The organism is Streptomyces lunalinharesii, from assembly GCF_039532155.1.
Classification (GTDB): domain Bacteria; phylum Actinomycetota; class Actinomycetes; order Streptomycetales; family Streptomycetaceae; genus Streptomyces; species Streptomyces lunalinharesii.
The window spans coordinates 165,423-178,695 of sequence record NZ_BAAARK010000018.1 but is presented as its reverse complement, the minus strand read 5'-3'; the positions used below and the strand labels follow the sequence as shown (position 1 = coordinate 178,695).

Here is a 13,273-nt window from a genome sequence, read left to right as displayed (position 1 = left end):
GGCTCGATCAGCAACCACAGTTCATCCGACACGATCCACGGCCGTGCCTGTCTCTTCCCCACGACCAGACCAACGAGCGGACAAGCCAACAGTCACATGATCAACCACTTCTGTTAGGACCTCTTAGAGGGCGTTCCAGCCTGCACACCTTGATCATCTCCCAGTTGCCTCCCAACGTCTCCCAGAACAACAGGAGGCCGACCCCGGGCTGCCACCTGGGGTGGGGTGGGCTGCACGTCGGCGGTCGGCCCTTGCGTCCGGTGGGGACCATGGCGTGGGCCATCAACGGGACGACTTGCGCCTGCTGAGGCGAAACCTGGATCCGGGTTCCCGTACCCCCACTACCGGGGCGGGCGATCTGCCCGGCGAGGCATCGGCACCGGCACATCGTCGACGACCTCACACGTCGCATTCGGGCCGGCCACTGGAACACCGGAGAGCAACTCCCCTCTAGAGCCGACCCGTCACCCCCTGGCCTTACGACTCGAAAGTCACCGACGCTCGGCCATGTCGCGCCATGCCCAAGCTCGCTGAGTGCCTTGGCGTGGAGCGGGGCGTCACACTGCAGCGGCAGGTCGTCGAGTACATGGCCCCGGGCGGCCGATCGGCGATGTTCGTTACCTCGTGGTGGCGCAACTCTGCGCGCCAAGGGCACGTGACCGCAGTCATCGAAGTCAGGGTCACACATCTGGACTCCACACAGGTGCACGCATTGGGGCTGACCGTGGACACGCTGACCTACCGTCTGGAACGGACCCGGCTGGTCTCGACGACGCACACACCGTCCGGAACGCTGGCGCGCCTTGGTCATCGTCCGCCAAGACCACCTGCACGGTGGCCGGTAGACGGGACAGGCGTACGCGGTTGCACCGCCTGGTGTGACCGCGTACGCCGGCTTCGCACTGCGTGTTTCGCTGTCTTGGCCCTAGGCGCGGGAGAGAGGGTCGAGGAGTGGGCGATTGCGCCACAGGGCGAGTCCGCAACCGACGGCGAACAGGAAGACTGCTTCGCCGATGCCGAGCAGCGAGGTGGCGTCCTGGATCGGCCAGGCCCAGGGTTGCGCCGAACCGCCCGGCCGGCGGCCGGCAGCCGCACAGGCCAGGGGCAGGGCGGCGACGCAGATCATCGCGATACTGGGGCCGAGCACGGTTCGGACGATGAGGGCGCAACCCAGGAATCCGATGCAGTTGCGGGCCAGCGAGACTGCCTCTGGTCGGTCCCACAGCAGTTGCACAACTGCCATCATCGCCACCGCGAGAGCGGCGAATCCGGTGCACAGGGCCAGGTTGCGGCGTCCTGCGTGGCGTACGGCGACGTCCTCGGCGAGGGTGTCACCGCGGTCGAGGCCGTGCACGAGCAGTGCGACGGGGACGACACCCAGGATTTGCGTGACCAGTAGTTGGCCGGAGACACCGATGACGGCGGGGACCGGGATGGCTTCCTGCCGCACCACGATGGCTACGAGGTATGCCGCGAGAGTGCCCCCCGCTGCGGCGGGAGCACCCTTTGTCTTGAGCCACCAGATCATCGTGAAGCCTTCCGCGCCTCGGCTGGAGGGGGCGGGGCGGGGTGGGTCGTGCAGTCGTTGAGGGCTTGGCGGTTGTGTTGGAACCATGCGCGTTGCTGGTTGGTAGGGGCTCGCCGGACCTGGGCGGCGATCGCGCTGTCCTGCGGTCCGAACCGGTTGGAGACGTCTTGGGGATCGGCGCCGGCGGTCAAGGCGAGCCAGGCGACCGTCGGGACGTAGGCGTCCGCTCCGGGGAATTGCCGGGTGTCGGCGCAGGCGGGTGGTTGGGTGGGCAGCAGCGAGACGGCGACCCCCATCCGCACCAGCGAGGGGGTGGGGTTGGTCCAGGTGCCGATGAAGGCCGCTCCTGGCCGAGGGTTGCTGTCCATGGTCAGCTCGGCCGGGACAGTGAGGCCAGCCTGTTGGAGGCGGTGCCGGGCGTCGGCGGCGGTCACGCGGATCATGGCGGGCTTGTTGGCTTCCGGCCACAGGCACACCTTGGGCGTGGCGCCGGTGCACTGCAGTTCGTCTGTGGAGCGTGCGGTGACGGGGTCGGCAGGCAGCCCGTAGGCGAGCCAACCGCTGGCGACCAGGCCCGCCAGCACCGCCGCGCTGATCAGGACGGTACGCGCACGTCGGCCCAGGACGGTCAGCGCCACCACGGAGGCCAGGATGACGCCGAGTGCCAAGACGAGGGCGCTGGCGGCCGCGCGCCAGTTGGGCGTTTGGTCCAGTGTGCAGCAGGAGCTCAGGCCGCCGGTGACCATGTGTCGCAGCCACAGCGGTTCCATCGCCGCCGGGTAGGCGGTGATGACGAAGCTCAGCAGCAGGGCCACCGGCGCGCTGATGACCAGTGGCATTCGTCGGCCGAGCAGGTACCCGGCGAACGCGTGGGCGGCGAGGATGACCAACCAGACCAGGACCATCCCCACGGGAGGCATGCCCGCCCCGGGGTGTCCCGCGGAAATGGTCAGGGCCGAGGCGATGGCCATCCCGAGAGCGCCCAGGGCGAAGACGGGTGCCAGGAGCGGCAGGGCGATGCCGAGTCCGGAGCGGGCGGGGGCCCAGTGCGCCACGGCGCCGCGGGTCCAGCGGGCTCCTTCCCAGGCGCCGGCGGTGGCGCAGGCCGGGGCGACGAAGTTCAGGGCGAAGGTGGCTGACCCCAGCGCGCTGGGCCAGTAACCCCGGGTGACGTTGGCGGTGAGGTCGTCGGAGACCAACAGGGCGACGAAAGCGGCCAGGAGCGGGGCCAGCCAGGTAGCAGAGGAAGAGCGCAGGACAGTACGCCACAGCACGGCTCACACCTCCTTGGTGATGAGCTGGGTGTAGGCGGCTTCCGCACGTCGTCCTTCGGAGGTGCCGGGGGCTGCCAGGCTCAAGAATCCGTCGACGTCGCCTTGGAAACGGACCTGACCTTGGTCGAGGACGACGACGTGGTCGTACATCGTGTCGAGGTCTTCGGTCTGGTGGGTGGAGACGATGATGTGGATGTCGGCCAGCAGCTGGGTGACCAGGTCTCGGAAGATTTGGCGTTGCGAGGGGTCGAGTCCGGCCGTCGGCTCGTCGAGGAGCACGATTTCGCTGCTGTGGACGAGAGTTCCCGCGATGCCCATGCGGCGAAGTTGTCCACCGGAGAGCTGATGGCTTTTCCGCTCTGCGAGACTGCCCAGCTTGACGCGTTCGAGGGCGTCCTTTGACGCGTCCCAGGCATCGGTGCGGGCCATGCCCTTCAACCAGCCTATGTAGGCAACGTTTTCGCGCACCGTGAGGCCGGGCATCGGTTTGACGTTCTGCGGAAGCCAGCCCACCGCCTTGCGATAGGCCGCCCGGTTTTTTGCGTGTGAGGGATCGATGCCTCGCCAGACTACCGAGCCCTGGGCGGGGGAGATCCACGATGAGGCTATCCCCATGAGGGTGGACTTTCCCGCACCATTCGGCCCGAGAAGGACGCTCGCTCGGTGGTCGATGGAGAGGTCTAACCGGTTGAGGACGGGCACCTTCCGACCATATCGGAAGGAGCACTGGGTGAATTGCAGAGACATGCCATCCTTGCTTCTACGGGCCACATGAAGGCGGCCGGGAGCGAAAATCACTCCCGGCCGACATCACCGTTGCATTACCAGGTCATCGTGACGGGCTTGGCATTGATGTGGAAGGTTCCGGAGCCCGAAGTCCCGTTGATCTTGTCGAGACTGAAGTAGTAATCCCCTGCTGCCAGACGTCCCCAGTACTTCGTTGCGCTGCAGACGTCGCTTTGGGATCCCTTGTTCTGGTCGGGACCGAAGACATCCTTCCACACCGACACGGCCGCGCTTGTGCGCGTGCCCGGCGAGCTCGCGGTGGTGCAGTTGCTGAAGCGGACGGAAGTACTCACGGCGTCGTTGTTGCCGTCGTGCCATCTGCTCGACTCCGAGCCTGTGGCCCAGTACGAGATGTAGGACGTCTTGCTGCCCTCGGCGTGGGCCGGCACGGCCCCGAAGGTGACGGTGGCCAGCACGCCGGCCAGAACAGCTCCGTACATCCGCGAAATACGCATGACTCCCCCATGGTTGCTCTCCCCCTAAGCGCCCAGTGACGCTGCCGGTAACGGCTGGGGCTTTGATCGATCATCTGCACGGCCATGGCGTGGCGCAACGGTTATTCGAACTTTTGCGCCACCTTGCAGTGTTGTGACTCTGTGACCTCACCCCTTCCTGTGCCTGGCAGGGAAGGAAACGGAGGGCGCGGGTCTCGCGAGCTCCGGCCACTCGTGAGCGTCAGGATGACCGAAAACTGCGCCCGGAACGGAAAAGACTGACCCAGCAGTGTAGGGCCAAGCGGTGAAAACGGAATCTTTCGCTTCCAGATTGCGGGTACTCACGGAGATCTGTGAGCACTATCAAGCCAGATACCTTCGCGAATCCCTGCCGGTCTACGAACCCTTCGCTCAACGCCTTCACCGTGCCCCTTGTTGTTGTGCTGCCGGTAGAACGCGACCAAAGCTTCGCGGGCAATATTCAGCCACTCGAGAATAATGGCCTTGCTGAACGCGAAGAACAGTGGCTAATTTCCCAACCGCGATCACAGGAATCGCAACTGAGGGAGACTAGATCCCTCACCTTTCATTTCGATCAACCCATGCCCGCATGACGCGGGAGAAGAGAGACCACTATGCGCGCAAGCCGTCGAGCAGCCGGAATTATCGCTTCAGCAATAGCCCTGGGATCCATAGGGGCCATCCCGGCTCACGCAGAAGGCTCCAGAACGAGCTACATCTCTGGCTGGCACATCAACAACGAATCGCAGCGCTGGACGGACAACAACACCGACGCCGTCAGCACCGCCGTGGCGTTTAGCGGCTGCTCAACGGACACCGACAACGGATTCAACGACTCCCAACTGACACTCTGGAAGGACGTCTTCGGCCCCGACGAGAACCACGGCAGCCGAGCGAACTTCTGCAACACGTCCACCTGGGGAGGCCGGCAGAGCGCAGGGGACTACTACTTCTCCCTCACCAGCCTGACCTACGGTGAGACCCTCCACGTCAAGAAGGTCAGCATCCGCTACTGACCAGCCCGCCGTCAGGCCCTGACCATTGCTCGGGGCCTGACGGCCGTGCTCCCGAGAAGACCGTCGTCACCCGCGTGGTCCCCACCTCCGCCTCACCACTACGCTGACGCGGCCCCGACCACTTCTTCTACGTCGCCAAGGGGAACCTCTTGGTCGCGTTGACCAGGGAGGGCCGCGTTCGTCGCCAGGATGCCCCTGTTCCTCAGTGTGTGCTCTCTGCTCCTCCGGTAAGGCGCACACCACCGAACGAACATGCCAAGGAGCCCCATACGGCTCCTTGGCATGCCAGGGCATTGCGTACTGAGGGCGCGAGGTGGGAGATCGGCGAGGAGGCACTGCTGAAGTACCTCGGCGGCCTCGGCCCGACCGCGGACCCCGTCCTGCGGGAAAACGCGACGGCTCAGCTCACGCGTCGCGGCGGTCCGTCGCTGCACCGCATCCGCGATGGTCCGGTCGACCCGGGAGGGCCGGGCGACCTGACGGTGCACCTCAATCGCACGGCGGTAGCCGTCCGGCGGGGTGCGGCGCTCCACCGGCGCGGCGGGCGCAGTCGGTTGCGAGGGCGGGTCGACGGCCATCGCGGTGAGGCCGGCCTTCATGGGCGCGGGCGCCAGAACGCGCAGGGCACGGACAGTCGCGCCGCGCACCGTCTCGTTGGCCGCCGCGAGCAGCTTCGGCGTGCCCCAGCGCAGCTTCGTCCCGCAGGCCGGAGCGTCGGGGACGACGTCCAGGCGGCCGGTGTCCGCGTCGAACGCCACGGACTGGACCCACCCAGCGAGTTCAGGCGGGCACTGCGGTACGGCGCTCGACAACGACGCCATCACCCCGGCAGGTTCTGGGAGGTGGCTGACCGTCGAGTGTCCTGGAGCTGGCCAAACCAGAAGCGCCAGGCGAAGGTCAGGGCCGTGAGGCCGAAGGCGAAGAGGGCCGGCCACAGGAGCCAGGGCGGGTGCCAGTCCGCAGGCCAGCGCCGATTGAGTGCGAGACTGTTCAGGGTTGTCAGTCCGATGGTGAAAAGCGCCGCGATCCAGGAGAACGCGAGGGTGCCGAGCTGGCGACTTCCAAAGGCGCTCGCGATGGTCAGGTGCAGGCCCACGTTCATGGGCACGAAGTACCGCAGAGCCCATCTGTCGTTCCCGGAGGCCGGTGTGGTGAGAGCGACGGCAGAGGGGACGGCCGCAACCAGGGCCAGGTGGCAGATGCCGAGGAAGGTGACAACAAGCCGGGTGAACCCGTTCACCTGTGGTTTCACCAGGACAAAGGGTGAGCCAGCGGAGGGGGGATCCGGAGCTCGCTGGTCCGGAGCATCGGCTTCCTGGGCGGAGGGCGCGCTGATCAGCTCCTCCAGGTCGTCCGTGTCGGCTGCTGTCAGCTCCTGGGCTTCGCTGATGAGGCTGCTGGCCCACTGGTAGGTGTCGGGGTCGGCGTCCGGAGCCGTTGCGCGGTCGACGATGGCGTGTTCGAGGCCGGCGAGCCACTGGCGGGCGTGGTCGGTGCCGAGTTCAGCGGTGACGGTCTGGGCCGCGAGCGGCAGCAGACGTTCCGGGTCGGCGACAACAGCCCGATGGGCGCCGGCGGCGAGGCCGGGCTGATCCTGGGCGGTGCGGGCGACGGTGCTGAGGGTCTGGTGGCGTTGCTCGGTGGCGAGGGAGTCGTGCTGCAGGAAGGCTTCGATGAACTCCTCGCCGCTGTCGGTCTCGACCTCGGCAAGCCACGCGGCGGCCAGCGGTTCGCCGACAGCGCCCCAATGGGCTCCGTCGGTTGCCGGGTAGGCGGCGGTCAGGACGTCGTCGAGCGCGGCCAGCTGGCATGCGTCGGGAGGGGCGGTGACCCCGTAGCCGCGGTGATGGACGTCGAAGCCGGCCCGGACGGCAGCCCGGCCGTCCTGCGCGGTGCGCGCGCCGGCGAGGAACTGGGCGGTGACCAGGGTGCGGATCAGCTTGTCGTCGACGGTGCCTTCGGGCAGGCGGGATGGACTGTCCCTCGACGGGGTCGTCAAGGCGCTTGAGCTTCATGCGGGCTTCGACGAGGTCGGGCCGGCTTGGGGTCAGCATCGGGCCTGGTACTGCAACGGTGCTTGCCATGGCTGATGGCCAGTTCAGGGGCTGTGTCCGTGCCGTTTGTAGTGACTCAGGCGGGTCTGGTGTTGGCGTCGTCGGCGCCAGGTCGACCAGTGCAGGATGTGCTCGACGGGTGTGGGTCGGCGGTCGGTGAGGCGGGTGATCAGCCGCCGTATTTCGGCGAGGCTGAGGTGGATGAGTTGGGAGGATCCGTTTCTGCTTTCCCGGTATCAAGCTCCCGGGCTCGCAGGACGGTGCGTCAAGGGCGCGCTCACCGCTCCTACGCTCCCGAGCTGAAGGCCGCCTGAAGCTTCCTGAAGAGCCCTTCAGGAACGTTCTGGCAGTCTGACGTCATGCGCTTGTTGATCGTGGAGGACGAAAAACGCCTCGCCACCACCCTGGCCAAGGGGCTGGCGGCGGAGGGCTTCGCCGTGGACGTGGCACACGACGGCCGGGAGGGTCTGCACCTGGCCACCACCCAGGGCTACGACCTGCTCCTCCTGGACATCATGCTGCCCGGAATGAACGGCTACCGCGTCTGCGCCGCCCTGCGCGCGGCCGGTGACGAAACCCCGATCCTCATGCTGACCGCCAAGGACGGCGAGTACGACGAGGCGGAGGGGCTGGACACCGGCGCCGACGACTACCTCACCAAGCCGTTCTCCTACGTGGTCCTGCTGGCCCGCGTCCGGGCGCTGCTGCGCCGCCGGACCCGCGGCGGCAACCCCGTGCTCCGCCTCGGCGACCTGGTGCTGGACCCGAACGGTCACCGTTGCGCCCGCGGCGAGGAGGAGATCCCGCTCACCGCCAAGGAGTTCGCGGTGTTGGAGTACCTGGCGTCGCGATCCGGACACGTGGTCTCCAAAGCGGAGATATTGGAGCACGTCTGGGACTTCGCCTACGACGGCGACCCGAACATCATCGAGGTCTACATCAGCGCCCTGCGCCGGAAGATCGACGCCCCGTTCGGCCGGCGCTCGATCACCACCGTGCGCGGCGCCGGCTACCGACTGGCGGCCGACCGTGGCTGAGCGGACCGCAGCGGCGCCCTCGAAGCCGCGCCAGCCCCGCTGGTGGGGGTCCGTCCGGGCCCGCACCACCTTCGCCTCCGCCCTGGTGGTGGCGCTGGCGCTGGTCGCCGCCGGGGCCGCGGTCCTCGCCGTGCTGGAGCGCAACCTCGTCGACAGCGCCGGCCTCCAGGCGGAGGTGGTCGCCCGCGAGGTCGCCACCCAGGTCGCGGTCGGCACGCCCTTCGACCACCTCAACCTGCCCGACGAGGACGACCGGCCGGTGCAGGTCGTCGACGCCGACCGCGAGGTGCTGGCCGCCGGCGACGACCTGCACCACGCCCCGCCACTGGCCGACTTCGCCCGCGCACCGCACCGGCCGGACGACCACGATGACCACGACGATGACGGCGACACCCCTGCGCGGGGCTCCGCCGGCGAGCACGCCGCGTTCCGCACGGTGCCGCTGAAACTGCACGACGACCACCCCGGCCAGGACTTCCGGGTCGCCGGGCTGCTCGCCACCACCCCGACCGGACGGACCGTCACCGTCTACGCCGGCTTCTCCCTGGACACCGAGCAGCAAGCGGTGGACGGGGTGCGCGACGCGATGCTGATCGGCCTGCCGGCGCTCCTGCTGGTGGTGGCCGCGGTGACCTGGTTGGTGACCCGCCGGGCCCTGCGCCCGGTCGAGGGCATCCGAGCCGAACTCGCCGAGATCATGGGCGGCGACCTGTCCCGACGGGTCCCCCAGCCCGCCTCACGCGACGAGGTCGCCCGGCTCGCGCAGACCACCAACGTCACGCTCGCCGCGCTGGAGAAGTCGGTGGAACGCCAGCGGCAGTTCGTCGCCGACGCCTCGCACGAGCTGCGCAGCCCGATCGCCAGTCTCCGCACCCAGTTGGAGGTCGCCCGGGCCCATCCACACCTGCTCGAACTGGACGGCCTGATCGAGGACACCATCCGCCTCGAACGCGTCGCGTCCGACCTGCTGCTGCTGGCCCGGCTGGACGCCGGCGAACGGCCCCGCGCCGCACGCCTGGACCTGCCCGAACTCGTCCGGGACGAACTGGCGCACCGCTCCGGCGACCGCCTCCCGGTCACCGCCGACCTGCCCGACGCGCCGCTCCCGGTCAGCGCCAGCCGCACCCAGCTCACCCGGGTGCTGGGCAACCTCCTCGACAACGCCCAGCGCCACGCCGGCTCGGTCGTCCGCGTCGCGGTGCGCCGGGGCCCGGCGGGCAGCGTCGTCCTGGACGTCACCGACGACGGACCCGGCGTCCCCCCGGCCGACCGGGAACGCATCTTCACCCGCTTCATCCGCCTCGACGACGCCCGCACCCGGGACGAGGGCGGGGCCGGGCTGGGCCTGGCCATCGTCCGCGACGTGGTCCACCGGCACGACGGCCGCATCGAGGTCGGCGACGCCGACGGGGGCGGCGCGCGCTTCACGGTCACCCTGCCCGCGGCGCCCCGCCCCACCGAGCCCGTCCCGGCCGCTCCCTAGGGGAACTCCACCCCTCCCCCCTGCCACCCCAACCCATCGGAGGTCGATCATGCGTACCCTCATCCACTCCGCCCGCACCCTCTCCCCCGCACCGACGGACACCCGCGCGGCCGACGACCGCACGGCCGACGCGGCGCCGGCGCCCGGCGCGGCGCCCCGGGCGCTGTTCATCACCTGCTCCGACTCCCGGGTCGTGCCCACGCTGCTCACCGGCACCGCACCGGGCGAACTCCACGAACTGCGCACCGCGGGACACGTCGTCCCCCGCTACCGGTCGGACGCCCACTGCGCGATCGCCGCCACCCTCGAATTCGCGCTCGGCACGCTGCACGTCCCGGACGTCATCCTGTGCGGCCACACCGACTGCACCGCCCTCCAGGCCCTTCAGGACGACCCGCCCCCGGCCGAACTGCCGCTCGCGCGCAACTGGTTCACCCGCGCCGCGCACCGTCCGGGCCCCGACCACAACCACCGGTCCACCGGCGGCGGCCACACGCCCGAGCAGCGCCACCTGCTGGCCCAGCTCCACCACCTGCGCACCTACCCGTGCGTCTCCCGGCGCCTGGCCACCCGTCGACTGCGCGTGCACGCCTGGCAGTACGACGACCGCAGTGGTCAGACCCTCGGCTGGGACGCCGCGTCCCGCACCTTCCAGCCGCTTCGTCCCGCCCTCCCGGCGGCACCGGCGGCGACCGCCTGACGAAGCCGGTCAGGAGTCGCCGCGGCTCTTGATCTGTAGTCCGGGGCGGCGCCGGTGGACCGTGAGGTACGCCAGGCCGCCCCGGCCCGCGGTCAGGCTCCGGCGGGACCCGCGGGGCAGCCACAGCACGCCGCCCTCGGCGAGCGGCCGTCGCTCCTGCACGGTGTCCACGACGCCGTCGCCGGACACGACGTACAGCAGCACGTCGAGGTCGGGCTCGACGTGCTCCTCGACGCGCCCGTCGGGCGGCAGTCGGACCAGGTTCGCGTCGAGCTGCCGGCCGGCCTCGGCCAGCCGCCACAGCGCCCCGCCCCGGGCCGAGCTCTCCGCGGCGAGTTCCCGGGCGTCGCAGAGCAGTCGCGGCACTGGGTCGGCGGCGGGTTCGGGGGCGCCGGGCGCACCGGCGGCCCCAGTGCGCGGGGGGTGCGGGGTGTCAGCCATCAGGGGTCACCGTCCGATGCGTTTCCATGCGGGTGTTGCGGGTCGTGCCGGGCCGTGCGGGGCCGTTCCTCCTCCTGTGCCCGGCCGCCGGGCGCCGGACTCGGCCTCTTGAATACCGAACCACTCCCCTGAATGCGAACCTAGCATGCGCATTTGATACGGTCGTGGCGTGCGGTTGACGAAGTTCACTGACCTGGCGCTGCGCGCCGTCATGCGGCTGGCCGTCGCGGAGCAGGGCACCCCCCTGACGACACGCGAGGTGGCCGAGGTGATGGACGTGCCGTACACGCACATGGCGAAGGCGATCAGCCGGCTCCAGCACCTCGGCGTGGTCGAGGCCCGACGCGGACGCGGCGGCGGACTCGAACTGACCGGACTGGGGCACCAGGCATCGGTCGGCTGGCTGGTGCGCGAACTGGAGGGCGAGGACGAGGTCGTCGCCTGCGAAGGCGATCCACCCTGCCCCCTGCGGGCCGCCTGCCGACTGCGCCGCGCCCTGCGCGAGGCACAGGAGGCGTTCTACGCCACGCTCGATCCGCTCACCGTGACCGACGTGGTGGCCGCGCCCACCGGCCCGGTACTGCTCACCCTCACCGGCCTGACCAGCCGAAATCCCGACTGACCCACCGACCACCCCGGCGCCTCGCCCACCCACGGCGGGGCGCCGTCCGAAGATCCACCACACCCTTAAATTGGTAGATCATCTACGAGTTATTGGAGCTGATCCGTGCTCTCCGAGCAGTCCACACCCGTCGTCCGTGCCACCCTGCCCGCCGTGGGCGCCGCCATCGACGAGATCGCCGCGGTCTTCTACCGCAAGCTGTTCGCCGCCCACCCGGAACTGCTGCGGGACCTCTTCAACCGCGGCAACCAGGCCAACGGCCAGCAGCGACAGGCCCTGGCCGGCTCGATCGCGGCCTTCGCCGGCACGCTCCTGGACCACCCCGACACCCGCCCCGACGCGATGCTCGCCCGGATCGCGCACAAACACGCCTCGCTCGGCGTCACCGCGGACCAGTACAAGATCGTCAACGAGCACCTGCTCGCCGCGATAGCCGACGTGCTCGGCGAGGCCGTCACCCCGCAGGTCGCGGACGCCTGGGACGAGGTCTACTGGCTGATGGCCAACGCCCTGATCGCCGTCGAAACCCGGCTCTACGCGGAGCAGGGCACCCCCGAAGGCGGCACGTGGCGGCCGATGACCGTCGTCGCCCGGCACGAGGAGACCCCCGACGCGGTGTCGCTCGCCCTGCGCCCGACCGACGGCACCGCGGCCCCCGCCTTCCGCCCCGGCCAGTACGTCAGCGTGCAGGTCGAACTCCCCGACGGCGCACGGCAGATCCGCCAGTACAGCCTCTCCTGCGCCCCCGGCCGCCCCGAGTGGCGGATCACCGTCAAGCGCGTCCGTGCGGGCGACGGACCGGCCGGCGAGGTGTCCTCCTGGCTCCACGAGCGGGTGCGCGTCGGTGCCGTGCTCACCGTCTCCGCCCCGTTCGGCGACCTGACCCTGCCGGCCGGCGACGGACCGCTGCTGCTGGCCTCGGCCGGCATCGGCGGCACCCCGATGCTCGCCATGCTCCACCACCTGGTGGCCGGCGGATCGTCCCGCCCGGTCGTCGTCGTCCACGCCGACCGCACCCCGGCCGACCACGCCCACCGCGACGAACTCCGCGCGCTGGTCGACGAGTTGCCGCAAGCCGCCCTCCACCTCTGGTACGAGGAGCCGGGACACCCGGCGCCCGTGCCCGTGCCGGCCCCGCCCGCGCCGTCCGCACGGGTGACGGTCTCCGCGGGCCGGGTGGACGTCAGCGCGCTCCCGCTCCCGTCCGACCTCACCACCTACCTCTGCGGCCCCCTGCCGTTCATGCGTACGCTCCGCGGAGCGCTGCTCGACCGCGGCCTGTCGCCGCAGGCGATCCACTACGAGGTGTTCGGCCCCGACCTCTGGCTCGGCCAGTCGTAGCCGGCCCCCTCGGACCGTGCGGACGTTCCCCCGACGAAAGGACCACGACCCGTGAACCACCTCCACGGCACCGGGACCGCGACCGCCGTCGCCCTCGCCGTCACCTTCGTGTGGCTCGGGATGGTACTGGCGATCTCGTTCCTGGAGGCACCCCTGAAGTTCCGCGCCCCGGGCGTCACCGTCCCGTTGGGCCTCGGCATCGGCCGCATCGTCTTCCGGGCGCTGAACGCGGTGGAGGCGGTCCTGGCCGTGGTGCTCGTCACCGCGGTCGTGTGCGCCTCGCCGACCGTGCCGGTCATCGTCCTGACGGCGCTCGCGGTGCTCCTCCTGGCCGTCCAACTCGCCGCCGTACGGCCCGTACTCAACCGCCGCTCCGACCGCGTCCTGGCCGGCGAACCGCTCCCCCGGTCCCGCGCCCATCTGTACTACGTCGCCTGCGAACTCGCCAAGGTGATCGCCCTCCTCGCGCTCGGCGTCACGGTGTTGGGCTCGGGCGCCTAGGAGCAGTACGCCAACTCCGGGCTCTGCTACGGTTC

The 13,273-nt window shown here is 69.9% G+C and carries 14 protein-coding genes; 7 read left to right on the top strand and 7 right to left on the bottom strand.

Annotated features, from left to right (window positions below; genetic code table 11):
* Nucleotides 1-925: 925 nt before the first annotated feature.
* The 4 genes from ABD385_RS25410 to ABD385_RS25395 form a co-directional block, all read right to left on the bottom strand.
* Entirely contained in the window at nucleotides 926-1,453 is a 528-nt protein-coding gene (locus ABD385_RS25410; RefSeq protein WP_344580146.1) for a hypothetical protein, read from the bottom strand.
* A 71-nt stretch (nucleotides 1,454-1,524) separates the two neighbouring features.
* A complete protein-coding gene (locus ABD385_RS25405) occupies nucleotides 1,525-2,802 on the bottom strand; it encodes a DUF7224 domain-containing protein (protein WP_344580143.1) in 1,278 nt (425 codons plus the stop codon).
* 3 nt (nucleotides 2,803-2,805) lie between these two features.
* Nucleotides 2,806-3,504, bottom strand: a complete 699-nt coding sequence (locus ABD385_RS25400) for an ATP-binding cassette domain-containing protein (RefSeq protein WP_344580142.1) — start codon at nucleotides 3,502-3,504, stop codon at nucleotides 2,806-2,808.
* Nucleotides 3,505-3,623: 119 nt separating this feature from the next.
* Entirely contained in the window at nucleotides 3,624-4,028 is a 405-nt protein-coding gene (locus tag ABD385_RS25395; RefSeq protein ID WP_344580140.1) for a hypothetical protein, read from the bottom strand.
* Between the two features lie 803 nt (nucleotides 4,029-4,831).
* On the opposite strand from ABD385_RS25395, the gene ABD385_RS25390 reads away from it, so the two are divergent.
* The gene (locus tag ABD385_RS25390) at nucleotides 4,832-5,059 is read left to right on the top strand and encodes a hypothetical protein (RefSeq protein WP_344580139.1); all 228 of its coding nucleotides are present in this window, start codon (nucleotides 4,832-4,834) and stop codon (nucleotides 5,057-5,059) included.
* A gap of 98 nt (nucleotides 5,060-5,157) precedes the next feature.
* Here the strand turns inward: ABD385_RS25390 and ABD385_RS25385 are convergent, their stop codons facing one another.
* Together ABD385_RS25385 and ABD385_RS25380 are read right to left on the bottom strand one after the other, a co-directional pair.
* The gene (locus tag ABD385_RS25385) at nucleotides 5,158-5,817 is read right to left on the bottom strand and encodes a hypothetical protein (RefSeq protein WP_344580136.1); all 660 of its coding nucleotides are present in this window, start codon (nucleotides 5,815-5,817) and stop codon (nucleotides 5,158-5,160) included.
* A 62-nt stretch (nucleotides 5,818-5,879) separates the two neighbouring features.
* Complete coding sequence (locus ABD385_RS25380) at nucleotides 5,880-7,058, bottom strand: hypothetical protein (protein ID WP_344580135.1); 1,179 nt, start codon at nucleotides 7,056-7,058, stop codon at nucleotides 5,880-5,882.
* Between the two features lie 414 nt (nucleotides 7,059-7,472).
* On the opposite strand from ABD385_RS25380, the gene ABD385_RS25375 reads away from it, so the two are divergent.
* The 3 genes from ABD385_RS25375 to ABD385_RS25365 are packed head-to-tail and all read left to right on the top strand — an operon-like array spanning nucleotide 7,473 to nucleotide 10,333.
* Nucleotides 7,473-8,150, top strand: a complete 678-nt coding sequence (locus tag ABD385_RS25375) for a response regulator transcription factor (RefSeq protein WP_344580133.1) — start codon at nucleotides 7,473-7,475, stop codon at nucleotides 8,148-8,150.
* Nucleotides 8,143-9,633, top strand: a complete 1,491-nt coding sequence (locus ABD385_RS25370; RefSeq protein WP_344580130.1) for a sensor histidine kinase — start codon at nucleotides 8,143-8,145, stop codon at nucleotides 9,631-9,633. The genes ABD385_RS25375 and ABD385_RS25370 overlap by 8 nt, the downstream gene beginning before the upstream one ends.
* Nucleotides 9,634-9,682: 49 nt before the next feature.
* On the top strand, nucleotides 9,683-10,333 hold the full coding sequence (locus tag ABD385_RS25365; RefSeq protein ID WP_344580128.1) for a carbonic anhydrase: 651 nt from the start codon (nucleotides 9,683-9,685) through the stop codon (nucleotides 10,331-10,333).
* A 9-nt stretch (nucleotides 10,334-10,342) separates the two neighbouring features.
* On the opposite strand, the gene ABD385_RS25360 is transcribed toward ABD385_RS25365, so the two are convergent.
* Nucleotides 10,343-10,774: a cupin domain-containing protein gene (locus ABD385_RS25360; RefSeq protein ID WP_344580126.1), complete on the bottom strand. Its 432-nt coding sequence runs from the start codon at nucleotides 10,772-10,774 to the stop codon at nucleotides 10,343-10,345.
* A gap of 169 nt (nucleotides 10,775-10,943) precedes the next feature.
* Here ABD385_RS25360 and nsrR point away from each other — a divergent pair, with 169 nt between their 5' ends.
* The 3 genes from nsrR to ABD385_RS25345 all read left to right on the top strand — a co-directional run bounded on the left by nsrR (nucleotide 10,944) and on the right by ABD385_RS25345 (nucleotide 13,238).
* A complete protein-coding gene (gene nsrR, locus ABD385_RS25355; protein ID WP_344580123.1) occupies nucleotides 10,944-11,396 on the top strand; it encodes a nitric oxide-sensing transcriptional repressor NsrR in 453 nt (150 codons plus the stop codon).
* A gap of 105 nt (nucleotides 11,397-11,501) precedes the next feature.
* A complete protein-coding gene (locus tag ABD385_RS25350) occupies nucleotides 11,502-12,737 on the top strand; it encodes a globin domain-containing protein (protein ID WP_344580122.1) in 1,236 nt (411 codons plus the stop codon).
* Nucleotides 12,738-12,857: 120 nt separating this feature from the next.
* Nucleotides 12,858-13,238, top strand: coding sequence for a hypothetical protein (locus tag ABD385_RS25345; RefSeq protein ID WP_344580173.1), 381 nt, complete (start codon nucleotides 12,858-12,860; stop codon nucleotides 13,236-13,238).
* Nucleotides 13,239-13,273 lie beyond the last annotated feature (35 nt).